This is a genomic window from Streptomyces sp. NPDC096136 (assembly GCF_044763325.1).
GTDB lineage: Bacteria > Actinomycetota > Actinomycetes > Streptomycetales > Streptomycetaceae > Streptomyces.
Genome location: NZ_JBIWFZ010000019.1, coordinates 104,182 through 128,019, shown reverse-complemented (window position 1 = coordinate 128,019; position 23,838 = coordinate 104,182). Strand labels below are relative to the sequence as shown.

General features: G+C 75.2%; 16 protein-coding genes, 1 pseudogene and 1 riboswitch. Of the genes and pseudogenes, 7 read left to right on the top strand and 10 right to left on the bottom strand.

Annotated elements, in window-relative coordinates:
• Window positions 1–132 precede the first annotated feature (132 nt).
• From ACIRBY_RS30310 to ACIRBY_RS30300, 3 genes are all read right to left on the bottom strand, one after another.
• A complete protein-coding gene (locus ACIRBY_RS30310; RefSeq protein WP_403906487.1) occupies window positions 133–939 on the bottom strand; it encodes a M23 family metallopeptidase in 807 nt (268 codons plus the stop codon).
• A 12-nt stretch (window positions 940–951) separates the two neighbouring features.
• Window positions 952–1,111, bottom strand: a riboswitch (cyclic di-AMP (ydaO/yuaA leader).
• A 214-nt stretch (window positions 1,112–1,325) separates the two neighbouring features.
• Complete coding sequence (locus ACIRBY_RS30305) at window positions 1,326–2,693, bottom strand: M16 family metallopeptidase (protein ID WP_403906541.1); 1,368 nt, start codon at window positions 2,691–2,693, stop codon at window positions 1,326–1,328.
• A 20-nt stretch (window positions 2,694–2,713) separates the two neighbouring features.
• Window positions 2,714–4,060: a M16 family metallopeptidase gene (locus ACIRBY_RS30300; RefSeq protein ID WP_403906484.1), complete on the bottom strand. Its 1,347-nt coding sequence runs from the start codon at window positions 4,058–4,060 to the stop codon at window positions 2,714–2,716.
• A 206-nt stretch (window positions 4,061–4,266) separates the two neighbouring features.
• Here ACIRBY_RS30300 and ACIRBY_RS30295 point away from each other — a divergent pair, with 206 nt between their 5' ends.
• On the top strand, window positions 4,267–6,723 hold the full coding sequence (locus ACIRBY_RS30295; protein ID WP_403906481.1) for a DNA topoisomerase (ATP-hydrolyzing) subunit A: 2,457 nt from the start codon (window positions 4,267–4,269) through the stop codon (window positions 6,721–6,723).
• Between the two features lie 101 nt (window positions 6,724–6,824).
• Window positions 6,825–8,930 (top strand): restriction endonuclease, encoded by a 2,106-nt coding sequence (locus ACIRBY_RS30290; RefSeq protein WP_403906479.1) that lies wholly within the window; start codon window positions 6,825–6,827, stop codon window positions 8,928–8,930.
• On the opposite strand, the gene ACIRBY_RS30285 is transcribed toward ACIRBY_RS30290, so the two are convergent.
• Together ACIRBY_RS30285 and ACIRBY_RS30280 are read right to left on the bottom strand one after the other, a co-directional pair.
• A complete protein-coding gene (locus ACIRBY_RS30285; protein WP_403906476.1) occupies window positions 8,927–10,006 on the bottom strand; it encodes a CobW family GTP-binding protein in 1,080 nt (359 codons plus the stop codon). The two genes, ACIRBY_RS30290 and ACIRBY_RS30285, sit on opposite strands and share 4 nt — an antisense overlap.
• Before the next feature lie 14 nt (window positions 10,007–10,020).
• Window positions 10,021–11,187, bottom strand: a complete 1,167-nt coding sequence (locus ACIRBY_RS30280; protein WP_403906474.1) for a citrate synthase/methylcitrate synthase — start codon at window positions 11,185–11,187, stop codon at window positions 10,021–10,023.
• A 55-nt stretch (window positions 11,188–11,242) separates the two neighbouring features.
• On the opposite strand from ACIRBY_RS30280, the gene ACIRBY_RS30275 reads away from it, so the two are divergent.
• The gene (locus ACIRBY_RS30275; protein WP_403906471.1) at window positions 11,243–12,511 is read left to right on the top strand and encodes a citrate synthase; all 1,269 of its coding nucleotides are present in this window, start codon (window positions 11,243–11,245) and stop codon (window positions 12,509–12,511) included.
• Window positions 12,512–12,514: 3 nt separating this feature from the next.
• Here ACIRBY_RS30275 and ACIRBY_RS30270 read toward each other — a convergent pair whose 3' ends face one another.
• The 5 genes from ACIRBY_RS30270 to ACIRBY_RS30250 form a co-directional block, all read right to left on the bottom strand.
• Complete coding sequence (locus ACIRBY_RS30270; RefSeq protein ID WP_403906469.1) at window positions 12,515–13,837, bottom strand: hypothetical protein; 1,323 nt, start codon at window positions 13,835–13,837, stop codon at window positions 12,515–12,517.
• Between the two features lie 333 nt (window positions 13,838–14,170).
• On the bottom strand, window positions 14,171–16,732 hold the full coding sequence (locus ACIRBY_RS30265; RefSeq protein WP_403906466.1) for an ABC transporter permease: 2,562 nt from the start codon (window positions 16,730–16,732) through the stop codon (window positions 14,171–14,173).
• Between the two features lie 53 nt (window positions 16,733–16,785).
• Complete coding sequence (locus tag ACIRBY_RS30260) at window positions 16,786–17,568, bottom strand: ABC transporter ATP-binding protein (RefSeq protein ID WP_403906463.1); 783 nt, start codon at window positions 17,566–17,568, stop codon at window positions 16,786–16,788.
• Window positions 17,569–17,716: 148 nt separating this feature from the next.
• Window positions 17,717–18,394 carry a response regulator gene (locus ACIRBY_RS30255; RefSeq protein WP_403906461.1) on the bottom strand — a complete coding sequence of 226 codons (678 nt, stop codon included), beginning with the start codon at window positions 18,392–18,394 and terminating at the stop codon, window positions 17,717–17,719.
• Complete coding sequence (locus ACIRBY_RS30250; protein ID WP_403906458.1) at window positions 18,391–20,211, bottom strand: sensor histidine kinase; 1,821 nt, start codon at window positions 20,209–20,211, stop codon at window positions 18,391–18,393. Before ACIRBY_RS30250 ends, ACIRBY_RS30255 begins: the two co-directional genes overlap by 4 nt.
• Before the next feature lie 167 nt (window positions 20,212–20,378).
• On the opposite strand from ACIRBY_RS30250, the gene ACIRBY_RS30245 reads away from it, so the two are divergent.
• The 4 genes and pseudogenes from ACIRBY_RS30245 (at window position 20,379) to ACIRBY_RS30230 (ending at window position 23,827) form a co-directional block, all read left to right on the top strand.
• Window positions 20,379–20,789 (top strand): DUF4267 domain-containing protein, encoded by a 411-nt coding sequence (locus ACIRBY_RS30245; RefSeq protein WP_403906456.1) that lies wholly within the window; start codon window positions 20,379–20,381, stop codon window positions 20,787–20,789.
• A 169-nt stretch (window positions 20,790–20,958) separates the two neighbouring features.
• A pseudogene (locus ACIRBY_RS30240) lies at window positions 20,959–21,421 on the top strand (cupin domain-containing protein).
• Window positions 21,422–21,515: 94 nt separating this feature from the next.
• A complete protein-coding gene (locus ACIRBY_RS30235) occupies window positions 21,516–23,132 on the top strand; it encodes an ATP-binding protein (RefSeq protein ID WP_403906453.1) in 1,617 nt (538 codons plus the stop codon).
• A 38-nt stretch (window positions 23,133–23,170) separates the two neighbouring features.
• Window positions 23,171–23,827, top strand: coding sequence for a response regulator (locus ACIRBY_RS30230; RefSeq protein ID WP_403906538.1), 657 nt, complete (start codon window positions 23,171–23,173; stop codon window positions 23,825–23,827).
• Window positions 23,828–23,838: the final 11 nt, after the last annotated feature.

Below are 23,838 nucleotides of genomic sequence, written 5' to 3'. Positions count from 1 at the left end.
AAATCCGGAACGGGGGACGGGCGGAAACGGCGGAAACCCGTGGAACCGGTGGAACGCGGAGAACCGGCGGAACCCGGGGAACGGAGAAGGCCCCGGCTCGGGGAGCCGGGGCCTTCTTCGAAGAGGGAGGGGTCAGATGCCGACACCGTGCTGGCGCAGGTAGGCCAGGGGGTTGATGTCCGTGCCGTAGGTGGCGCCGGTGCGGGCCTCGAAGTGCAGGTGCGGGCCGCTGGAGTTGCCGGTGGAGCCCGACAGGCCGATCTGCTGGCCGGCGGTGACCGTCTGGCCGACCGAGACGCTCAGCGAGTCCATGTGCCCGTACTGGGTGTAGGTGCCGTCGTTGTGGCGGATCACGACGTTGTTGCCGTAGGCGCCGCCCCAGCCGGCCTCGACGACGGTGCCCGCACCCACCGCGTGGACGGTGGTGCCCAGGTCGGCGTGGAAGTCGATGCCGGTGTGGCTGCCGGAGGACCACATGCCGCCGCCCGCGCCGTACTGGGTGCTGACGTAGGAGCCGGTGATCGGCGCCACGAAGGTGTTGAGGCGCTTGCGGGCCTCTTCCTCGGCGGCCTTCTCGGCGGCCTCGCGCTCGGCCTTCTCCTTGGCCTCGGCCTTCTCCTTGGCCTCGGCGGCGCGCACCTTGGCGTCGGCCTCGGCCTGCGCCTGGGCCGCGACGGCCTCGGCGGCGCTCTGCTGGGTCTCGGCCTGGGTCTCGATGTCGTCCTGGAGGCCGTCGGCGACGACGACGGCGTTCAGCGCGCCGGTGTCCTCGAGGGAGGGGCCGCCGTGGGAGTCGGCCGCGAAGGCCGGGGCCGCCAGGGTGCCGACCACGCCCGTGGTGGCGAGGGCGGCTATGCCGGCGTAGCCGGCGGTCTTGCGGCTCAGACGGCTCGAACCGCGGTGCTTACCGGAACCGGCTGCACGACTGCCAAACGCCATGGCGGGGGTGATCCTTTCCTTCCCTCTCGCCTACCGGGTTAGCTGACGGGTTCGGAGCAGGAAGGTCTCCTACGGGCCCCCTCTGACGAGGCGGTCCGATTCACCCCAGGGACTGATGTGGGTCCCCGGCTCCCCAGGCTCGCGCCTGACGGGGACTCGGCGATCGCTGCCCGGTGCCGCGGGTGCGGCTGGCACAAGTGACGGACAGCACGCCTGACGCTAGGCGGATCATCAGTCAATCGCCAAACAGACGCGCGGATTTGTTGCGTACGCCACACCGCATATCTGAAACCACACCACCAAACGGACAAAGGGGGCCCGGTGGATGCTCCACCGGGCCCCCTCGGCACAGGCCGACCGCCGGTCAGTTGCCGGTCGGCCTCCGGTCAGTTGGTGACGACCGTGACCTCACCGATGCCGAGGGCCAGGACGGGCTCCTCGATCTGCGCCGCGTCGCCCACGAGGATCGTGACCAGCCGGTCCACCGGGAAGGCGTTCACGACCGCCGAAGTGGCCTCCGCCGTACCGGTTTCGGCCAGCCGCGCGTACAGCCGCGCCTGGTAGTCGTCCGGCAGCTCCTGCTCGACCTGGTCGGCCAGCGTCCCGGCGACCGAGGCGGCGGTCTCGAACTTCAGCGGGGCCACGCCCACCAGGTTCTGCACCGCCACGTCCCGCTCGGCGTCCGTCAGCCCCTCGGCGGCGAGGGTGCGCAGCACCTGCCACAGGTCCTCCAGCGCCGGACCGGTGTTGGGGGTGTCCACCGAGCCGCTGATGGCGAGCATCGAGGCGCCCTTGCCGTCGGCCGTGGAGCGCAGCACCTGGCCGAAGGCCCGCACGCCGTACGTGTAGCCCTTCTCCTCGCGCAGCACCTTGTCCAGACGGGAGGTCAGGGTGCCGCCGAGGCAGTAGGTGCCCAGGACCTGCGGGGCCCAGACGATGTCGTGCCGGTCGGGGCCGATCCGGCCGATCAGCAGCTGCGTCTGGACCGCGCCGGGCCGGTCCACGATGATCACGCGGCCCGTGTCGTCGGCCGTCACGGGCGGCACCGGCCGGGGCGCGGCGGTGCCGCCCGTCCAGGCGCCCAGGGTGTCGGCGAGGACGGCGTCCAGGTCGATGCCGGTCAGGTCGCCGACGACCACCGCGGTGGCGGTGGAGGGGCGCACGTGGGCCTCGTAGAAGGCGCGTACGGCGGCGGAGTCGATCCGCGCGACCGTCTCCTCGGTGCCCTGGCGCGGGCGGGACATGCGCAGCGTGGCCGGGAAGAGCTCCTTGGAGAGCTCCTTGGCGGCGCGGCGCTGCGGGTTGGCCTGCTCGTGCGGGATCTCGTCCAGCCGGTTGCGCACCAGCCGGGCGACCTCGCCGTCGTCGAAGGCGGGCGCGCGCAGCGCCTCGGCGAGCAGCCCCAGGGCCTTGGGCAGGCGGGAGGCCGGGACCTCCAGGGAGACGCGCAGGCCGGGGTGGTCGGCGTGGGCGTCGAGGGTGGCCCCGCAGCGCTCCAGCTCGGCCGCGAACTCCTCGGCGGAGTGCTTGTCGGTGCCCTCCGACAGGGCGCGGGCCATGATCGTGGCCACTCCGTCGAGGCCGTCGGGCTCGGCGTCGAGCGGGGCCGCGAGGTTGACCTCGACCGCGACGACCCGCTGGCCGGGGCGGTGGCAGCGCAGCAGGGTCAGGCCGTTGCCGAGGGTGGAGCGCTCGGGGGCGGGGAAGGCCCACGGCGTGGGCTCGCCGGCCTGCGGCTGCGGGTGGAAGTCCATCGTGACGGCTGCGGTGTCGCTCACTGCTCCGCCCCCTCGTTCTCGTCGCTCTCGTCGTTCTCTTCGGCACCGGCCAGCGGCTCGTAGACCAGGACCGCGCGGTTGTCGGGGCGCAGCCGGGCGGCGGCCACGGCCTGCACCTCCTCGGCGGTGACGTCCAGGACGCGCTGGACGGCCGTCAGCGCCAGCTGCGGGTCGCCGAACAGCACCGCGAAGCGGCACAGTTCGTCGGCGCGGCCGGCGACGGTGCCCAGCCGGTCCAGCCATTCGCGCTCCAGCTGCGCCTGGGCGCGCTCCATCTCGTCGGCCGTGGGGCCCTCGGCGGCGAACCGGGCGAGCTCCTCGTCCACGGCCGCCTCGATGGCGGGCACCTCGACGCCGCTGGAGGTCTTGACGTCCAGCCAGCCCATGGAGGGCGCGCCCGCCAGGCGCAGCAGGCCGAAGCCGGCCGCGACGGCGCTCTGGTCGCGGCGGACCAGGCGGTTGTGCAGGCGGGACGACTCACCGCCGCCGAGGATCGTCAGCGCCACGTCGGCGGCGTCGCACGCGCGGGTGCCGTCGTGCGGCAGGCGGTAGGCGGCCATCAGCGCGCGGGCCGGGACCTCCTCCACGATCTCCTCGCGGAGCTGCCCGCCCATGGTCTCGGGCAGGGTGCCGTCGCGGGGCGGCTGCTTGCCGTCGTGCGCCGGGATGCTTCCGAAGTACTTCTCGACCCAGGCGAGGGTGCGCTCGGGGTCGATGTCGCCCACCACCGACAGGACGGCGTTGTTGGGCGCGTAGTACGTGCGGAAGAAGTGCCGGGCGTCCTCGAGAGAGGCGGCGTCGAGGTCGGCCATGGAGCCGATCGGGGTGTGGTGGTACGGGTGGCCGTCGGGGTAGGAGAGGGCCGTCAGGCGCTCGAAGGCCGTGCCGTACGGGACGTTGTCGTAGCGCTGGCGGCGCTCGTTCTTGACGACGTCGCGCTGGTTCTCCATGGACTCGTCGTCCAGGGCGGCGAGCAGCGAGCCCATGCGGTCCGCCTCCAGCCACAGGGCGAGCTCCAGCTGGTGGGCCGGCATCGTCTCGAAGTAGTTGGTGCGCTCGAAGCTCGTGGTGCCGTTCAGCGAGCCGCCGGCACCCTGGACGAGCTCGAAGTGCCCGTTGCCCGGTACGCTCGCCGAGCCCTGGAACATCAGGTGCTCGAAGAGGTGAGCCAGACCGGTCCGCCCCTTGACTTCGTGCCGGGAGCCGACGTCGTACCAGAGGCAGACGGCGGCGACCGGGGTGAGGTGGTCCTCGGACAGCACCACGCGCAGGCCGTTGGCCAGCCGGTGCTCGGTCGCTGTCAGGCCGCCGGAGCCGGCCTGAGCTGTGGCCGTGTGACCCATGGGCATGTGGTCCCTTCGATCGCGATGCAGAGATTCCCTATCGACCTGCCACTGTATGCAAGCGCGCAGGTGCACGGAGAAGTTCCCGGCCTCTCACCTGGGTCGGAGTCGGCGTTGTCGGTGCCTCGGGCCACAATGGTCCGCGTCGACCCCGTCGCACACCCCCGCACGTACACCCCCCGATCTTGGTTAGGAGCGCCGCAGCGATGGCCCGCCGCAGCACGAAGACCCCGCCGCCGGAGGATTTCGAGGAGAAGATCCTCGACATCGACGTCGTCGACGAAATGCAGGGCTCCTTCCTCGAGTACGCGTACTCGGTGATCTACTCCCGGGCCCTGCCGGACGCCAGGGACGGCATGAAGCCCGTACACCGGCGCATCGTCTACCAGATGAACGAGATGGGCCTGCGCCCCGACCGCGGGTACGTGAAGTGCGCCCGCGTCGTCGGCGAGGTCATGGGCAAGCTCCACCCGCACGGCGACCAGTCGATCTACGACGCCCTCGTGCGCATGGCCCAGCCCTTCTCGATGCGGCTGCCGCTGGTCGACGGCCACGGCAACTTCGGCTCGCTCGGCAACGACGACCCGCCGGCCGCGATGCGCTACACCGAGTGCAAGATGGCCGACGCCACGTCGCTGATGACGGAGTCGATCGACGAGGACACCGTCGACTTCGCCGCCAACTACGACGGCCAGGAGCGCGAGCCCGTCACCCTCCCCGCCGCCTATCCGAACCTGCTGGTCAACGGCACGTCCGGGATCGCGGTCGGCATGGCCACCAACATGCCGCCGCACAACCTGGGCGAGGTCGTAGCGGCCGCCCGGCACCTGATCCGGTACCCGGACGCGGACCTGGAGGCGCTGATGCGCTTCGTGCCGGGTCCCGACCTGCCCACCGGCGGGCGCATCGTGGGCCTCTCCGGCATCAAGGACGCCTACGAGAACGGCCGCGGCACCTTCAAGATCCGCGCGACGGTGTCCGTGGAGGACGTGACGGCGCGCCGCAAGGGCCTGGTCGTCACCGAACTGCCCTTCACGGTCGGCCCCGAGAAGGTCATCGCGAAGATCAAGGACCTGGTCGGCTCGAAGAAGCTCCAGGGCATCGCCGACGTCAAGGACCTCACCGACCGCGCGCACGGCCTGCGCCTGGTCATCGAGATCAAGAACGGCTTCCACCCGGAGGCCGTGCTGGAGCAGCTGTACAAGCTGACGCCGATGGAGGAGTCCTTCGGCATCAACAACGTCGCACTGGTCGACGGGCAGCCGCTGACGCTGGGCCTCAAGGAGCTGCTGGAGGTCTACCTGGACCACCGCTTCGAGGTCGTGCGCCGGCGCAGCGAGTTCCGCCGCGGCAAGCGGCGCGACCGGCTGCACCTGGTCGAGGGCCTGCTGGTGGCCCTGGTCGACATCGACGAGGTCATCCGCCTGATCCGCGACAGCGACAACTCCGCGCAGGCCAAGGAGCGCCTGATGGAGCGCTTCTCGCTGAGCGAGGTCCAGACCCAGTACATCCTGGACACCCCGCTGCGCCGGCTCACCCGCTTCGACCGGATCGAGCTGGAGTCCGAGCGCGACCGGCTGACCGGCGAGATCGAGGAGCTGACCCGGATCCTCGACTCGGACGCCGAGCTGCGCAAGCTGGTCTCCTCGGAACTGGCCGCGGTCGCCAAGAAGTTCGGCACCCCGCGGCGCACGGTTCTGCTGGAGTCTGCGGGCACGGCCGTGGCGGCGGTGCCGCTGGAGGTCGCGGACGACCCGTGCCGGGTGCTGCTGTCGTCCACGGGCCTGCTGGCCCGTACGGCCACCGCCGATCCGCTGCCGGTCGACGAGGGCGCCGGCCGCGCCAAGCACGACCTGGTCGTCTCCCAGGTGGCGGCGACCGCCCGGGCCGACGTGGGCGTGGTGACCTCCTACGGCCGCCTGCTGCGGCTCGCGGTGATCGACCTGCCGCAGCTGCCGGACACGCACGCCGCGCCGAGCCTGGCGGGCGGGGCCCCGGTCTCGGAGTTCGTCTCCGGGCTGGAGGCCGACGAGACGGTGGTCTGCCTGACCTCGCTGGACGAGTCCTCGCAGGGCCTGGCCCTGGGCACCGAGCAGGGCGTGGTCAAGCGGGTCGTGCCGGACTACCCGGCGAACAAGGACGAGCTGGAGGTCATCACCCTCAAGGAGGGCGACCGGATCGTCGGCGCGGTCGAGCTGCGTACGGGCGAGGAGGACCTGGTCTTCATCACCGACGACGCCCAGCTGCTGCGCTACCCGGCCGGCCAGGTGCGCCCCCAGGGCCGCCCGGCGGGCGGTATGGCGGGCATCAAGCTCGCCGGGAACGCCAAGGTGATCCACTTCTCGGCGGTCGACCCGGCCCGGGACGCCCAGGTGTTCACGGTGGCGGGCGCGCAGGGGACGCTCGACGGCGCCCCGGCCTCGGGCAAGCTGACCCCGTTCGACCAGTACCCGCGCAAGGGCCGCGCGACGGGCGGCGTGCGCTGCCAGCGGTTCCTGAAGGGCGAGGACGTGCTGGTGCTGGCCTGGGCGGGCAACGCCCCGGCCCGCGCGGCCGCCGCGAACGGCGACCCGGCCGCGCTCCCGGCCCCGGACCCGCGCCGCGACGGCTCGGGCGCGGCGCTCCCGGCGGTGGTCGCGGTGCTGGCGGGGGCGGCGCTGTAGGACCGTACGGCGGCGTTCGGGTGGTGCGACCGGGGGGACGTACCACCCGAATGCCGACTAGTGTTTTCCTCCTTGGCGTCGGTGGGGGGAGTACACGGCTGATGACGCATCGGGCGGGCGGAGTGATCGGGGACTGGGCCGAGTCCCAGCGCCGGCAGCAGCAGACGCAGCTGATCCAGCATCGGGAGGCCGAGCGCCGGCAGCGCACCCTCGAACGGGAGGCGAACCGCAGCCACCGCCAGTACCGCGAGGCCGAGGCCGTGCGCCGCAGCGCCGAGCTCGACGCCGAGGTCGAGGCCCTCAAGGGACTGCTGGTCGCGGGGTGCGCCGCACCCCCGTTCCGTACGTCCTCCCTCGTCCGGGCCGAGTGGCTGGAGCCCTTCGACCCGGGAGCGCTGGGGCAGCCCGTGCCGATGCCCCGCATCGAGGACTTCCGGCAGCCGGGCGGCGGCTGGGCGCCGGGCCCGCAGCAGCGGGCGCAGGCGGAGCGGGAGGCGCACGACCGCTACACCGCCGCCTGGCAGGCGGCGAACGCCGCGGAGGCGCGGCGCCGGCAGCAGCTGGCGGAGTACCGCGAGCAGTACGACCGGTGGGCCGCGGAGCAGCTCGCCGGGGCGCGCGCCCACAACAGCGGGCTCGCCGCGCTGACCGACGCCCTGGGAGCGGGTCGGGCCGACGCCGTGGTGGAGTACTTCTCGGCCGCCCTGTACGCCTCGTCGGCCTGGCCCGAGGCGCTGCCGCGCCAGGTGTCGGCCGCCTACGACCCGGCCGCGCGCCAGCTCGTGCTGGACTGGGAGCTGCCGGGGTTCGCGGTGGTTCCGGAGGCCCGGTCCGTCCAGTACCTGCCCAGCACCGACCAGGACAAGATCAGGCCGCGCCCCGTCACGGAACGCCGCGCGCTGTACCGGGACCTGCTCGCGCAGTGCATGCTGCTGGTGGCGCGGGAGCTGTACGCGGCCGACGAGTTCGGCGTCCTCGACTCGGTCGTCGTCAACGGGTTCGTGGACTGCCACGATCCGGCGACCGGGCAGGAGGCGAGGTTCGTCCTGGCCGCCCTCCCGGCCGGGCGGAGCGCCTTCGCCGGGCTCAGGCTGGAGCAGGTCAGCCCGGTGGACTGCCTGGTGTCGGGGCTGGGCGGGCAGTTGTCGGCGCGCCCCGACCTGCTGACGGAGGTGCGCCCGGGCCGGCGGCCCGCCGAGGTCGGCGACGTCGTCAGCCACGGCGGGAGCGCGGGAGGCGGCGAGGACGAGCCGGACCTCTTCACGATGGACCCGATCGTCTTCGAGAACCTGGTCGCCGAGCTGTTCCGGGCGATGGGCATGGAGGCGGTGACGACCCAGCGCTCGGGTGACGGCGGGGTGGACGTGGAGGCGCTGGACCCGGCCCCGATCCGGGGCGGGCGGATCGTGGTGCAGGTCAAGCGCTACCGCAACACCGTGCCGCCGACGGCGGTTCGGGACCTGTACGGCACGGTCCAGGACAAGGGGGCGAACAAGGGGGTGCTGGTCACCACCGCGTCCTTCGGGCCCGGGTCGTACACCTTTGCCAACGGCAAGCCGCTGGAGTTGGTTCCCGGCGCGGAGCTGGTGGAACTGCTGCACCAGTACGGGCTCCGCGGACGCCTCGGCCCCGGCACGTCCGACGGCCGCCCGGCCCCCGGGGCGCCCGCGCCGGCCTCCCCGGCGCCGACCCTCGTCGACACACCGCTGGCCGCCGGTTCCGCCGACCACAACGTGCTGGGCATGTACTGGTCGGGGGCGGTGGCGCTCGACGTGTGCGCGCTGGTCTGCACGGGCGGCCGGGTGCTGAGCGAGGAGCACTTCGTGTTCTTCAACAACCCCCGCACCCCGGACGGCTCGGTCCGCGCCCGCCCGCACTCCGCTCCGGACAAGGCCGCCGTCGAAGTGGCCTTCGACGCGCTGCCCGCCCAGGCCGACCGCCTGGTGCTGGTGGCCGCCGTGGACCCCGAGGTCAATCCGGACGCGGACCTGGCGGGCTTCACCGACGCCCACATCCGCCTGCTGGACGCGGCGGGCGGGGAGCTGGGCCGCCTGGAGGTGTCCGACGGCCGCGCCGGCGAAACCGCCCTGGTGCTGGGCTCGTTCCGGCGCCGGGCGAACGGGGACTGGGACTTCGTGATCGGCGGCAAGGGCTACCGCGACGGCCTGGAGGCCCTGCTGGGCGACTTCGGCGTCGAGGTGGCCTAGCCGTCCTCCGCGGGGGCGTCCCGCGGCGGCCCGGGTACGTAGCGCAGGACTCCCCACATGCTGTCCGGGAGGGCCCGCCCGGGGTCCGCTTCCCGGCAGGCCTCCAGGCCGTTCCGCAAGGCCGGGCCGTCGACGTCCTTGCCGATCAGGACGAGCCGGGTGCCGCGCGGCTCGCCCCGGCCCCAGGGGCCGGGCTCGAAGCGCAGGAAGCGGCCGACCGCGTGGACCTCGTACCGCTCCTGGTGGCCGGGGACCCCGAACCACACGAAGCCCTTGATCCGGTAGAGCCCGGCGGGGCGGCGGTCGAGGAAGTCGATGAACCGGCGCGGGGAGAGGGCCTGGTCGGTGGTGAAGGAGACGCTCTCGTAGGCCGCGTGGGCGTGTGCGCCGTGGTCCTCGTCCCCGTGTGCGTGCTCCCCGGCCTCCGCCAGCAGGTCCTCGAAGGAGAGCTGGCCCCGGGTCTCGGTCCAGGGCCGGCGGTCGAAGAGCAGTTCCGGATCGATCCGCCCGTGGTCGGCGCCGACCAGCGGGGTGCCGGGGGCGGCGAGCGCGGCGAGTTCCGCCTCGATGCGGGCCCGTTCGGCGGCGTCGACCCGGTCGGTCTTGTTGAGCACGACCAGGTCGGCGACGGCCAGGTGGCGGTCGGTCTCCGGGTGCGCGGCCCGGGTCGCGTCGAACTCGGCGGCGTCGACGACCTGGACGAGGCCGCCGTAGCGGACCGCCGGGTTCTCGTTGGCCATCAGCATCCGGACCATCTCCTGGGGCTCGGCGAGCCCGCTGGCCTCGATGACGATGACGTCGATCCGGTGGACGGGCGCGGCGAGCTTCTCCAGGTACGCGTCCAGCTCGCTGCCGTCGACGGCGCAGCACAGGCAGCCGCCGCCGAGGGAGACCATCGAGTCGCCGACCTGGCCGGCCACCGACATCGCGTCGATCTCGATCGAGCCGAAGTCGTTGACGACGACCCCGATCCGGGTGCCCCCGCGGTGGGCGAGGAGGTGGTTGAGGACCGTGGTCTTGCCGGAGCCGAGGAATCCGGAGAGGACGACGACGGGGATGGGCTGGACGCTGTTCACCCGGACGATCGTAGTCAGCCCAGCGGGGGGACCGGGCGGGGCGGGGTGGGGCCGGTGTAGCGCGCGGCGGGGCGGATGATCTTCGAGTCGGCGGCCTGCTCCAGGACGTTCGCGCTCCAGCCGACCACGCGGGCCGCGCAGAAGGTCGGGGTGAACATCTCGCGCGGCAGCCCGCACAGCTCCATGACCACGCCCGCGTAGAACTCCACGTTGGTGTGCAGCTCCCGGCCCGGCTTGAGCTCGGCGAGGATCTCCTCCACCTGCCGCTCGACCTCCACGGCGAAGTCCACGAGCGGCCCGCCGAACTGCCGGGCGATGTCCCGCAGCATCCGCGAGCGCGGGTCCTCGGTGCGGTAGACGGGGTGCCCGAAGCCCATGATCCGGTCTCCGGCGAGGACCCGCTCCCGGATCCAGGGGCCGATGCGGTCGGCCGTGCCGATGGCGTCCAGGGTGTCCAGGGCCCGGCTGGGCGCTCCGCCGTGCAGCGGTCCGGAGAGGGCGCCGATCGCGCCGGTGAGGCAGGCCGCGACGTCGGCGCCGGTGGAGGCGATGACGCGGGCGGTGAAGGTCGAGGCGTTGAAGCCGTGGTCGACGGTGGAGATCAGGTACCGCTCGACGGCGCGGGCCTTGACGGGGTCGGGCTCCTCGCCGGTGAGCATCCACAGGTAGTTGACGGCGTACGGGAGGTCGTCGCGCGGCTCGACCGGCTCCAGGCCCCGTCCGAGCCGGTAGAGGGCGGTGAGCAGGGTCGGTACGGCGGCGCAGGCGGCGAGCGCGTCGGCGGCCCGGCGGCCGGGGTCGAGGTCGTAGACGGGGCGGAAGCCGGAGCAGGCGCCGAGGAGCGAGAGCGCGGTGCGCAGGCCGGCGAGGGGTCCGGAGAGGGCGGTGGCCCGGGCGAGGGCGGGCAGGGCGTCCCGGACCTCGGCGGGGAGGTGGCGCAGCGGGGCGGTCTCGGCGGTGAAGGCGGCCCGCTCGGCGTGGCCGGCGGGGAGGGCGCCGCGGAACATCAGGTGCCAGACGTCCTCGAAGGTGCGGGACGCGGCCAGTTCGACGGCCGAGTACTGGCGGTAGTGGTAGAAGCCTTCGCGGCCTCGGACGTCACCGAGCCCGGTCTCGGTGACCACGACTCCCGCGAGACCGCGGGGTACTTCGACGGTGGTGTTCATGGATCGACCATCCATCTTTGATTGGATCCATGTCAATATTGATTGAATCAACATATGTATGCTGAGCTGCATGAGCGACCACCCTCCCGGCACCTCCTCCGACGCCCCCGTGGAGGACCTCCCCCGCCGGATCACCACGCAGGAGGCCGCCCGGCTCCTCGGGGTGAAGCCGGCGACCGTGTACGCCTACGTCAGCCGGGGCCAGCTCGGCAGCCGCCGCGACGCGGTCGGGAGGGGCAGCACCTTCGACGCCGCCGAGGTGGAGGCGCTGGCCCGGCGCAGCCGCCGCGAGGCGGCCGGGCCCGCCGCCCCGGAGCCGGCCGTGCGCACGGAGCTCACCCTCATCGAGCCCGGGGCGGACCGGTACTGGTTCCGCGGCGTCGACGCCGTGGAGCTGGCCTCCCGGTACTCCTACGAGGAGGTCGCCGAGTGGCTCTGGACGGGGACCCTGGTGCGCGGGGCCCGGTTCACCGCTCCCCCGGAGCAGCTCGCCGCCGCCCGGCGTGCCGTGGCCGCGCTGCCGGAGCACAGCGGACCCCTGGACCTGCTGCGGGTCGCGGTGGCCGCCGCCGCGGTCGCGGACCCGCTGCGCTTCGACCTGTCCGGGGCGGCCGTCCTCGGTTCGGCGCGCTGCCTGGTCCCCACGCTGGTCGGGTCCCTGCCCGAGGTGTCCCCGGAGGATCCGGACGACGGGCGGCTCGCCCGGCGGCTGTGGTCCCGGCTGACCGCGCAGGAACCGGAGCCGGCGGCGGTGGGCGCGCTGGACCTGGCGCTGGGCCTGCTGGTCGACCACGACCTGGCCGCCTCCACGCTGGCCGTCCGGGTCGCGGCCTCGGCGCGGGCCCACCCCTACGCGGCGGTCTCGGCGGGGCTCGGCGCGCTCGAAGGCCCCTTGCACGGGGCGGCGGGCCGGCTCGCGCACCGGATGCTGGCGGAGGTGCTGGAGCGGGGCGGGGCCGCGCCGGTGGTGGCGGAGTACCTGCGGGCGGGCCGGCGGGTGCCGGGGTTCGGCCACCGCCTGTACCGGGGCGAGGACCCGCGGGCGCGGGCGCTGTCCGGCCGGCTGGAGGGCCTCCCCCGCGCGGGCGCCGCCCTGGGCGCGGCGCGGGAGGTGGCGGGGGTGATGGCCCGCCACGGCCTGCACCCGAACGTGGACCTGGCGCTCGCGGCGCTGACGCTGTCCTGCGGGATGGCCGCCGAGGCCGGCGAGACCGTCTTCGCGGTGGCCCGTACGGCGGGCTGGATCGCGCACGCGCTGGAGGAGTACCAGGAGCGGCCGCTGCGGATGCGCCCGAGCGGCCGGTACACGGGCCCGCGGCCGCCCCGCCCGCTCCCCTGACCCTCAGCTCCCCCAGGGGCAGCGCCACCGCTCGGCGATCTCCCGTGCCCGGGCGCGGTGGGCGGCGGCCTCCGCCTCCCGGCCCAGCAGGGCGGCCAGTTCGCCGAGGGTGCCGGCGACCGGGCGGACGGCCACGGTGAACCCGGGGGAGACCGGCGGGGCGTCCCGGTAGGGCAGCAGCGCCCCGTACAGCCGCGCGGCGCCGTCCCGCTCCCCCAGGGCCACCAGGGCCGTCGCCCGGAACGTGCCGAGGACCTTGAACAGGTAGTCGGTGCGCAGCGGTCCGGCCTCCGCCGGCAGCCGCCGCGCCTCCCCGTCCTCGCCGGCCGCCGCCAGCGCCGCCGCGAGCAGGTCGGCGGCCACCGGCCCGAACCCGGCGTACACCCGCCGGGCCCACGGCACCGACCGCGCGAGCCGCCCCTGCGCCGCCCACAAAGCGGCCGTGGCGATGGCGAGGGAACCCTGCGCGTGCGGGGAGCCCTGGCGGGCCATCCGCTCCGCCGACCGGCGGTAGCGGGCCTCGGCCTCCTCGAAGCGCCCCTCGACGTGGGCGAGGGTGGCCGCGGCCGTCTCCGCGACCGCCGTCGGGCCCGGCATCCGGTAGGCCCGGGCGAGCTCCGTCCAGCGGCGCACGAGCCCGTGCGCGCCCTCGGCATCTCCCTCGGCGGCGAGGGCCGTGGACCGGACGAACATCCCGTACCGGCGGTGGGCCGGGAGGTCGTGCGCCGCCCCGAGCCACTCCAGTTCGGCGCCGAGGGCGGCCCGCTCGCGCCACTCCAGGTCCGCGTCGAGCTCCTTGGCCAGCGTCGCGAGCGCCCCGGCCCGCAGGACCGGGTCGGCCTGCTCCCCGGCGAGCGCGAGCGCCTCGCGGGCCGCGGCCCGTACGGCGGGCACCTTGGCGTCGGACAGCTCGGCCGCGTACGCGCCCAGCAGCCGGGCGCGTACGCCGGGCTCCCGTCCGGGCCGCTCCAGCAGGCGCTCCAGCCGCTCCACCACCGGCCGGTCGACCACCCCGTACGGGCGGGTCCGCCACGGGGTCGGCTCGCTCCAGGCGGTGAACGCGTGCACCTCCAGATCCTCCCGGCAGGCGGCGACCGCCCGCTCGACGGCCGTGCGCCGGGTCTCGCGGGCCGCCGTGACCCTCCCGGCCCGGAGCTGGGCCCGCAGCAGCCGGCCGAGCAGCTCCGCGCGGTCGGCCTCGCGGTCCCCGCCGGGGGCCGCGGGGAGCAGGGCGGCGCAGGCCAGCGCGTCGGTGAGCAGGTCCGCCACCGCCTCGCAGGCGTAGCGGCCCTCGGCGAGGCCGACCGCCCGCAGGCAGTGCTCCACGCCCCGCGCGGCGGTCGCCGAGGAGGCGGCGCGGGCGAAGTGGTGGGCGCCTCCCCCAGCACCGCGCGGGCGGTGTCCGGATCGGCCGCAAGCCGCGCGCGGGCCTCGCCGAGCAGCCGCTCGAACCGCCAGGCGTCGACCGCGTCCCCGGCGAGCCGCAGCGCGTACCCCGGCGGCGAACTCACCAGCAGCCGCGCCGGGGTGCGCGGGGCGGGCTCGCCGTCCCGCTCGGCGGTGCAGGACCCGAGGACGCGGATGTACACCATGACCCGCCCAACCCAAGCCGGACCGGCCGGTTCCTGCCCTGGTGGAGGGGGAACGGGTGGCGGCGGTTCAGCCGCCGGACACCGCGCGCAGGGGGCCGAGCGCGGCCGCCCGCCGGGCCGGGAGCGCTGCCGCGGCCGCGCCGACTCCGAGCGAGAGGACCACGACCAGGACGAGGGTCCCCCAGGGGAGCGAGAACGCGTACTGCGGAATGGCCCCGTTGGCGAGTCCGCTCACCTTCCACGCCCCGAACAGGCCGCCGGCCAGGCCCAGCAGGGTTCCGTAGGCGGCGACGGCGAGCGATTCGAGCGCGATCATCCGGCGGACCGCGCTGCGGTCCATGCCGATGGCGCGCAGGACGCCGATCTCCCGGGTGCGTTCGGCGACCGACATGGCGAGGGTGTTGACCATGCCGAGGGCGGAGATGACCACGCCGATCGCGAGCAGCCCGAAGACCATGGTCATCAGATCGCCCGCGACACCGGCCTGTTCGCGGACGAGCCGGTCGCGGTCCTGCACCTTGAGCAGGGGGCTGTTGTCGACGGCGCCGCGCAGCCGCTTCTCCATGTCCGCCGCGCCCGGTCCGGTGCGCACGAGGACGCGCTGGACGGAGTCGCGCAGGAAGCCGTTGGCCTGGACCTCGTCGCGGTGGGCGAGGACGTCCCGGGCGGTGGGGTTGTCCTCGTAGATCCCGACGACGGTGAAGGGTCGGTCGCGCTCGCCCTGCCCGGGGCCGATGGCGCCGTCGATCCGCCCGCCGGTGGCGAGCCGGTTCTCCTTGGCGAAGCTGCTGGAGACGGCGATCCGGCCCGGCCCGATGGCGGCGGCGGATCCGCTGGTGAAGCGGAGCTTCATGACGGCCCCCACGGTCTTCGGGTCGACGCCGGAGACCTCCCGGGCGAGGGCTCCGGCCGAGAAGGTGGAGTCCGCGACGGCCGAGGCCGTCGACACCCCGGGCAGCGCGGCGACCCGCCGGACGGCGGCCGCGTCGATGGCCGTGGTGTTGCCGCGGGTGCTGATGACGTAGTCGGCGCTGAGACCGGCCGCGGCCTGGGAGTCCAGGGCCCGCGCGGAGGAGTGCTCGATGACGGCGAGTCCGCAGACCAGCGCGGTGCTGATCATCAGGGCGGCGGCGGTGGCCGCCGTACGGCGGGGGTCGCGCAGGGCGTTGTCCCGGGCCAGGTCGCCCGCGACCCCGAAGCGGGCGGTCAGGCGGCCGAGGAGGCGGATCACCGGGCCCGCCAGCAGCGGGGCCAGCAGGATCAGCCCGGTGACGAGGATCCCGCAGCCGGCCATGGCCGTCCGCAGGTTCCCCTCCGAGGCGTCCTTGGCGCCGCCCAGCGAGAGCAGCAGCCCGGCGCCGGTGAGGAGGAGGGCCGCGCCGGCCGCGCCCCGGATCCGGGACAGGGCCGCGGAGGGCGGCTGCTCGGCGGTGCGCAGGGCCTCGACGGGCGCGGTCCGGGCCGCCCGGCGGGAGGGCAGCCAGGCGGCGAGGACCGTGACGCCGACGCCGACGGCCAGGGAGGCGAGCACCGGGGCCGGGCCGACCACCAGCGGCCCCTGCGGCAGCCGTTCGTCCGCGCCGCCGAGGACCTCGGGCAAGGCGGTGGCGACGCCGAGCCCGAGGGCGAAGCCGAGCACGGACGCGACGAGCCCGACGAGGGCCGCCTCGGCGAGCACGGAGGCGACCACCTGCCGGCGGGTGGCGCCGATCGCGCGCAGCAGCGCCGTCTCCCGCGAGCGCCGGGTGACGAGCATGGTGAAGGTGTTGACGATGAGGAAGGAGCCGATGAACAGCGAGACCACGGCGAAGACCAGCGGCAGCCGGGAGTAGCTGCGGGTCCGGGTGTCGATGAAGACCGACTGCTGTCGGGCCAGCGCCCTCGCGGTGGTCGCCTCGGCCCGGTCGGCCGGGAGCAGCGCGGAGACGCGCCGGGCGAGCTCGTCCGGGTCGGTGCCGGGCGAGGCGGACAGGTCGATGCCGGTGTAGCGGCCCGGGGTGGCGAACAGCCCCTGGGCGGTGGCCCGGTCGAGGACGGCGAGGGTGCCGCCGGCGGTGACCCGCGGGTCGGTGGTCGAGACGATGCCGACCAGCCGCAACCGCAGGACGGGGCCGTCGGTGGCCAGGCCGACGGTGTCGCCGAGGGCGTATCCGCCGGCGTCGGCGGTGCCCCGGTCGAGGGCCACCTCGCCGGCGGTGCGCGGGGCGCGGCCGGCGGTCAGCGGATGGCGGCCGTCCGTGCCGTCGGGGCCGGGGACGTAGGCGGCGGCCAGCTTCCCCATGGTGTTCCCGGCGCGCAGCGGACTGCCGTCCTTGGCGGACAGGGTGGCCGAGCCGTCGACGGCCGGCCGGGCCGCGGCGACGCCGGGAACGGCCGCCAGCCTGGCCACGAGCGCATCGTCGAGGACGGACTCTCGCTGGTCGGCGGGGGCGCCGAGGGGGTACTTGGGGTCCACGGTGACCGCGATCCCGGCGTGGTTCCGTGCCAGGGAGGCGCGGTAGGCGGCGGTGGTGGAGTCGGCGAAGACGAGCGAGCCGGAGATGAAGGCGACCCCGAGGCAGACCGCGAGGACGGTCATGGCCAGACGGGCCTTGTGCGCGAGGACGTTGCGCAGGGCTGTTCGGAGCATGGCGGGCTTTCAGGAGGTGGGGCGCGGGGGACGGGAGGGCGCGGGAGGGGTGGTCAGGAGGTGCGGCCGCGGGCCTCGAAGGCGAGCATCCGGTCGAGGACGGCGGCTGAGGTCGGCTCGTGCAGTTCGTCCACCAGGCGGCCGTCGGCGAGGAAGACGACCCGGTCGGCGTGGGCGGCGGCCGCCGGGTCGTGGGTGACCATCACCACGGTCTGGCCCAGCTCCCGCACCGAGTCGCGCAGGAAGCCGAGGACCTCGGCGCCGGAGCGGGAGTCGAGGTTGCCGGTCGGCTCGTCGGCGAACACGATCTCCGGCCGGGACGCCAGGGCGCGGGCCACCGCAACGCGCTGCTGCTGGCCGCCGGAGAGCTCGGCGGGGCGGTGTGCGAGCCGGCCCGCGAGTCCGACCGTGGCGACGACGGTGTCCAGCCAGGCCGCGTCGGGCCGCCGGCCGGCCAGCCTCAGCGGCAGGGTGATGTTCTCCAGCGCGGTGAGGGTGGGCATCAGGTTGAAGCCCTGGAAGACGAACCCGACCTTCTCGCGCCGCAGCCGCGTCAGCCGGCGGTCGTCGAGGGAGGACAGCTCGACCCCGCCGATCCGGGCCGATCCGGAGGTGACGGGGTCCAGGCCGGCCATGCAGTGCATCAGCGTGGACTTGCCGGAGCCGGAGGGGCCCATGACGGCGGTGAAGCGGCCCCGGGCGAAGTCCACGGACACCGCGTCCAGCGCGGTGACGCGGGTCTCGCCCTTTCCGTACGTCTTGGTCAGGCCGCGGGCGCAGGCGGCCGGCTCCGTGAGGTCCGCGCCGGAGGGGGAAGGGGGGAAGGTTGGTGACATGCCTCCATCCTCAAAGCCCTGACCTGCGCAGACATCGCCCTGGAGGCGGGAGTTCGGCTCTGCCGCAGGTCGGGGTCCGGCCGGCCGCGCTCTGCCGAAAGGCAGAGGCCGCGGCGGCGCAACCCTGTCCCCGGAGGGGGGCGGGAGCTCAGGGGGCCAGGCCGGTCCGGTGGGCCAGCAGCGCCGCCTGGACCCGGCTCGTCGATCCCGTCTTGTCGAGGATGGCGCCCACGTGGCTCTTCACGGTGCCGGTCCCGATGCCCAGCCGGGCGGCGATGTCCTGGTTCGACAGGCCCTCGCCGAGCATGGCCAGGACCTCCCGCTCCCGGCCGGTCAGCCGGGCGATCCGGTCGTCCGCCTCCGGGACGTCGGCGCCGCGCGGACCGGCGGCGGTCAGCATCCGGGAGATGACCGCGCCCGTCACCCCCGGGGAGAGCACGGCGTCCCCGGCGGCGGCCGCCCGTACCGCGCTGATCAGCTCCTGCGGCCCCTCGTCCTTCAGCAGGAACCCGGCGGCGCCCTCCCGCAGCGCCTGCAGGACGTTCTCGTCGTCGCCGAAGGTCGTCAGCACCACCACGCGCGGAGCCGGATCGAGGGCGAGCAGCGGGGCGATCGCGGCGAGCCCGTCGCAGACCGGCATCCGGATGTCCAGGAGGACGACGTCCGGGTGGTGCGCGGCGGCCAGTTCGACGGCCTGCCGTCCGTCGGGGGCCTCGGCGACCACCTCGATGCCGTCGGCGTGCCGGAGGATCAGGCGCACCCCGGCGCGGATCATGGCCTCGTCGTCGGCGAGGAGGACGCGGATCGGGTGGGCGGGCGCGGTCACGGGGTCTCCCAGGGTGTGGCGTCCCGGACCGACGGGACGGTGAAGCGGTCGATGGCGATGAGGCGCTGCCCGCTGTCGAAGCAGTAGCGGGCGATGGTCAGGGAGCCGGGGCGGGACTCGGTCGCCCCGTTGAACGGGTACACGCAGCCGGCCGTGCCGGGCGGGCGCGGCGGTTCCCGGCCGGTGGCCGCCGCCCGGACGGCGGCGTTGTCCGTGACCCCCCGCACGTCGTCGTAGGTCATGCCGATGCGGGGCGGCGGGGGCGGTCCGGCGTCCCGGTGCGGGGCGGTGGCGTAGACGAAGAGGGTGCCGAGGACCATCAGCACGCACAGCGCCACCATCCCGAGGGCGAGCGCCAGCGCCTGCGCGGTGCCGCGTTCGGCCGGGTCGCCGGTCCGGTCGGCCGCGACGCCGGTCCGGTCGGCCGCAGCGCCGGTCCGGTCGGCCGCAGCGCCGGTCCGGTCGGCCGCGACGGGTGCCAGGTCGCCGACCCCGCGTCCCGGGACTGCCTCACGTACCGGGTCGGCCCCGCGTACGGGGACGGCCCCGCGTCCCGGGTCGGCCCCGCCGGGGGCCCGGGCGCCGGAGCCCGGGTCCCCTTCCGCCGCCTCCCGCCGGGGCGCGGGGGCGTCCCCGGGTTCGGCCGGGAGCACCGCCTCCACCCGGAAGCCGCCGGACGGCAGCGGGGCGGCGGTGAAGCCGCCGCCGAGCAGTTCCACCCGCTCCCGCAGGCCGGTGAGCCCGCGGCCGGTTCCCAGGCCGCCCGCCGGTGCGGGGACCGTGGGCGGGGCGCCGTTGCGGACGGTGACCCGTACCGACTCCTCGCCGTGCGCCACGGTGACGGCGACGTGCGCGGCGCTCGCGTACCGGTGCACGTTGGTCAGGGCCTCCCGGACCACCCGGTGCACCGCCCGCCGGACCCCCGCCGGACGGGTGTCGAGGTCCGGTCCCGTCCAGTCGAGGCGGACGGCGACCCCGCCGTCCCGGGACTCCGCCACGAGCGCCTCGATGTCGGCGCGGGTGCCGGTGGCGTCGGTGAGGGCCTCCGGCCCGGTGTCGCGGCCCAGCGGCCCGAGCACCCCGAGGGCCTGGCGCAGCTCGCGCATGGCGTCGCGGGTGGTCCGCCGCACCAGGACGGCCTCCTCGCGCAGTTCGGGGTCGGACCGCTCCAGGGCCAGTTCCAGGCCTCCCGCGTGCAGGGAGATGAGGCTCAGCCGGTGCCCCACCAGGTCGTGCATCTCGGCGGCGATCCGGGAGCGCTCGTGGATGCGGGCCTCGCTGTCGGCGAACCGGCGGGCCCGCTCCGCCGCGTCGCCGCGCTCGCGCAGCGCCCGCACGAGGCGCCGCTGCTGCCCGTACGAGGTGCCGACCAGGCCCGGGACGAGCACGGCGGTCGGCGTCAGGACCAGCCCGAGCGCCGGGCCGTAGGGCAGCGGTCCCGGACCGAGCCAGGGCGCGGCCACCGTCGCGCACACCACCAGCAGGGCGGCCGCCGCCGCCAGCAGCCGGGCCCGCCTCCGCGCCCGGGCCGTCCGCCGGGCCACCGTGTACGCCGTCGCCGCGGTGGCCGGGCCGACGCAGACGGCCAGGCCCGTCAGCGCGGCCAGGACGAGGAGGACGGCCGCGGGGAAGCGGCGGCGCAGCGGGAAGAGGGCCGCGCCGAGCGCCAGGGCGGGCAGCTGGAGGTACGGGCGCGGGAGCATCCCGGCGTGCGCGACGGCCACCCACACGCCGAGCCCGGCGAGCAGCACCCAGGCCGTCTCCGCCACCGCGCGCGCGGGTCCCCGGAGCGGACGACGAAGCCGAAGGAAACGCATGCTCACCACGCTGACCAGTATCGATACCGGAACCGGCGACGGCATGCGCCTCACGGCCGATCCACTCCTCTGCCAAAAGGCAGAGGGCTCCCCCTTCGGCCCCCACCGGGATCCGTCTCCAAGAGGGTTCCAAGAGCCTTCCATGAGCCGACGCCGACGCTCTTCCCATGACACCCCTCCGAAGCACCCCGGTGTACCGCAGGCACCTCGCCACCGCCCTGGCCGTCCTCGGCGCCGGGCTCGTCCTCGTCGTCGGCCTCCAGTACCTGCTCGCCCCGCAGGCCACCGCCCCCGACTTCGGTCTGCCGACCCGGCCGCGGCACGACGGTGCCGGCTTCCTCGCCGTCAAGGGCGTACGGGGCCTCGCGACCGGCCTGGTCGTCCTGGTCCTGCTGCTCGCCGGGCAGCGGAAGGCGCTCGGCTGGGCGATGGCCGCGATCGCCGTCGTCCCCGTCGGCGACATGGTGATCGTCCTGACCTCGGGAGGCCCCGCCGGCACGGCGTACGGGGTCCACGGCGCGACCGCCCTGGCCGTCGCCGCCACCGCCGCCCTGCTGCTGCGCGAACGCCCGGCCTGACCGGCCGACTCCTCCTCCGCCTCCGCGGCCCCCGCGGCCCGCACCGTCTGAGAGCGAGCCCCCGATGTCCCTGATCACCCCCTCTTCGGACCCCTCCCCGGCCCCCTCCCCCGACCCGTCCGCCGCTCCGTCCTCCGGCCCCTCCTCCGGCCCCTCCTTCGGCCGGTCCGTGATCGTCCGCGCGGCCGGGGCCGAGACGATCGGCGCCGCCCCGGCCACCGTCCGGCTCCTCGCCGACAGCAGCGCCACCGGCGGCGCCCTGTCCACCCAGCGCGTGACCCTCCTCGACGGCGCGAACGGCGCCGCGCCCCACCGCCACTCCCGCTCCTCCGAACTCTCCTTCCTGCTCGACGGCACCGCCCGGCTGCTGTCGGGCGAGCAGGTGGTGACGGCCGGCCGCGGCGACCTGGTCGTCGTCCCGCCCGGCCTCGACCACGCCTTCGCCGCCCCCCCCCGGCGAGAACGCCGACATCCTGATCGTCGTCACGCCGGGCATCGAGCGGTTCGAGTACTTCCGCCACCTGGAGCGCACCGCGTACGGGAAGGTGCCGCCCGAGTCCCTGCTGGAGGTCCAGGAGCTCTACGACACCTGGTTCACCCGCAGCGAGGCCTGGGAAGCGGCCCGGCGGTGACCGGGCCGGGCCCCGGTCACGCACGGTGACCGCCTGGGCGGGCCTGCGCGACAGGCGTTCCGCTTCGGCGCCCGCCGACCTACGGTTGCTTTCCATGCGGTTCCTCCCCCCGCGCTCGCGGCGTCTCGGGCTGCCCCGACGCGCCGTCTCGCAGATCCTCTTCACCCAGCTGGCCATCGCCGCCGGGGTCCTCGTCCTGGCCACGGGGCTCTTCCTGGCGCCCCTGAGCCACCAGCTGGACGACCAGGCGATGCGGCGCGCGCTGGCCATCGCCCAGAGCGCGGCGGCGGACCCCTCCCTGGCGGCCGACCTCCTGCGGTCGCGGCCCACGGCAGACAGCCCCGTCCAGGCCTCCGCCGAGCGGATCCGCAGCGCGACCGGCGCCGAGTACGTCGTCGTCCTCGACCTGGCGGGGATCCGCCGCTCCCACCCCAGTCCCGACCGCATCGGACGGCCCGTCTCCACCGACCCCGGCGACGTGCTCGCCGGACACGAGGTGATGGAGATCGACCAGGGCACCCTCGGCCGCTCCGCCCGCGGCAAGGTCCCCCTCGTCGCCGCCGACGGGGAGATCGTCGGGGCCGTCTCCGTCGGCATCGCCTACGACAGCGTGCGCGACCGGCTCCTCGGCGCCATCCCCGGCCTCCTCGCCTACGCCGGCGGCGCCCTGGCCGCCGGGGCGCTCGCCGCCTACCTCCTCTCCCGCCGCATCCAGCGGCAGACCCGGGACCTGGCCTTCTCCGACATCGCCGGCCTCCTCGCGGAACGCGAGGCGATGCTGCACTCCATCCGCGAGGGCGTGATCGCCCTCGACCGCGACGACCGGGTACGGCTCGTCAACGACGAGGCGGCCCGGCTGCTGGGCCTCGACCAGGACCGCGCGGCCACCCTGGCCGGCCGGCCCCTGGACGAGGTCCTCGGCCCGGGCCGCACCAGCGACGTCCTCGCCGGCCGCGTCACCGGCCGCGACCTGCTGACCGTCCAGGGCCCGCGCGTCCTGGTCGCCAACCGCATGCCCACCGCCGACGGCGGCGCCGTGGCCACGCTGCGCGACCGCACCGAACTGGAGCACCTGAGCCGCGAGCTCGACTCCACCAAGGGCCTGATCGACGCCCTGCGCGCCCAGGACCACGAGCACGCCAACCGCCTCCACACCCTCCTCGGCCTCCTCGAACTGGGCCTGCACGAGGAAGCCGCCGCGTTCGTGACCGAGGTCGTGGGCGTCCACCGGACCACGGCCGAGCAGGTCGCCGAGAAGGTCCACGACCCGCTGCTGGCGGCGCTGCTGGTGGGCAAGGCCACCGTCGCGGCCGAACGCGGCGTCCCGCTGCGCCTCGCCCCCGAGTCCCTCCTCCCCGACCGCCTGGTGGACCCCGGCGGCCTCGTCACGATCCTCGGCAACCTCGTCGACAACGCCCTGGACGCGGCGGCCGGCTCCACCGCGCCCCTCATCGAGGTCGACATCCGCGCGCAGGGGCGCACCGCCGTCCTGCGGGTGCGCGACAGCGGCCCCGGGATCCCCGCCGGACGCCGCGAGGAGATCTTCACGGAGGGCTGGTCGACCAAGCAGCCCGCGGCCCACCGTGAGCGCGGGCTGGGCCTCGCCCTCGTACGCCGCCTCGCGGAGCGGCAGGGCGGCAGCGCCCGGGCCGGTGAAGCAGAGGACGGAGGGGCGGAGTTCTCCGTCGTACTTCCGGAGGCCCTGCGGTGAACGAGTCCCCGATCCACGTATTGGTCGTCGACGACGACATGCGTGTTGCCCGTATCAACGCGGCGTACGTGGCGAAGGTTCCCGGGTTCCTGGTGGCGGGCCGGGCCCATTCGGCCGCCGAGGCACTGGAGTTCCTCACGGCCCACCCGGTGGACCTGGTCCTCCTCGACCACTACCTCCCCGACGGGACCGGCCTCGACCTGGTGCGGCGCCTGCGCGAGCCGGGCCGGCACACCGACGTGATCATGGTCACGGCCGCCCGCGACCTGGTCACCGTCCAGGCGGCCATGCGGCTCGGCGCCCTCCAGTACCTGGTCAAGCCGTTCACCTTCGCCGGCCTGCGCGCCAGGCTGGAGGCCTACGCGGCCCTGCGCCGGTCCCTGTCCGGCGGCGGGGAGGCCGAACAGGCCGAGGTCGACCGGATCTTCGGGGCCCTCGCCGCGGCCGGCACCCCCAACGACCTCCCCAAGGGGCACTCCCCCACCACCGCGGACCTGGTCCGCCGGGTGCTGCGCACGGCCGAGGGCCCCCTGTCCACCCAGCAGATCGCCGACCGGGCCGGCATCAGCCGCCAGACCGCCCAGCGCTACCTGAAGCTCCTGGACCGCGCCGGCCGCGTCTCCCTGGCCCTGCGCTACGGCGAGACCGGCCGCCCGGAGCACCGCTACACCTGGCTCCCGTCGGCCGGCGCCTGAACCGCCGCCCC

Coding starts and splice junctions, on each gene's coding strand:
- ACIRBY_RS30250 (WP_403906458.1), bottom strand. CDS start 20,211: ATGCGTTTCCTTCGGCTTCGTCGTCCGCTCCGGGGACCCGCGCGCGCG.
- ACIRBY_RS30235 (WP_403906453.1), top strand. CDS start 21,516: ATGCGGTTCCTCCCCCCGCGCTCGCGGCGTCTCGGGCTGCCCCGACGC.
- ACIRBY_RS30295 (WP_403906481.1), top strand. CDS start 4,267: ATGGCCCGCCGCAGCACGAAGACCCCGCCGCCGGAGGATTTCGAGGAG.
- ACIRBY_RS30280 (WP_403906474.1), bottom strand. CDS start 11,187: ATGGATGGTCGATCCATGAACACCACCGTCGAAGTACCCCGCGGTCTC.
- ACIRBY_RS30245 (WP_403906456.1), top strand. CDS start 20,379: ATGACACCCCTCCGAAGCACCCCGGTGTACCGCAGGCACCTCGCCACC.
- ACIRBY_RS30310 (WP_403906487.1), bottom strand. CDS start 939: ATGGCGTTTGGCAGTCGTGCAGCCGGTTCCGGTAAGCACCGCGGTTCG.
- ACIRBY_RS30290 (WP_403906479.1), top strand. CDS start 6,825: ATGACGCATCGGGCGGGCGGAGTGATCGGGGACTGGGCCGAGTCCCAG.
- ACIRBY_RS30275 (WP_403906471.1), top strand. CDS start 11,243: ATGAGCGACCACCCTCCCGGCACCTCCTCCGACGCCCCCGTGGAGGAC.
- ACIRBY_RS30260 (WP_403906463.1), bottom strand. CDS start 17,568: ATGTCACCAACCTTCCCCCCTTCCCCCTCCGGCGCGGACCTCACGGAG.
- ACIRBY_RS30305 (WP_403906541.1), bottom strand. CDS start 2,693: ATGGACTTCCACCCGCAGCCGCAGGCCGGCGAGCCCACGCCGTGGGCC.
- ACIRBY_RS30265 (WP_403906466.1), bottom strand. CDS start 16,732: ATGCTCCGAACAGCCCTGCGCAACGTCCTCGCGCACAAGGCCCGTCTG.
- ACIRBY_RS30230 (WP_403906538.1), top strand. CDS start 23,171: ATGCGTGTTGCCCGTATCAACGCGGCGTACGTGGCGAAGGTTCCCGGG.
- ACIRBY_RS30300 (WP_403906484.1), bottom strand. CDS start 4,060: ATGGGTCACACGGCCACAGCTCAGGCCGGCTCCGGCGGCCTGACAGCG.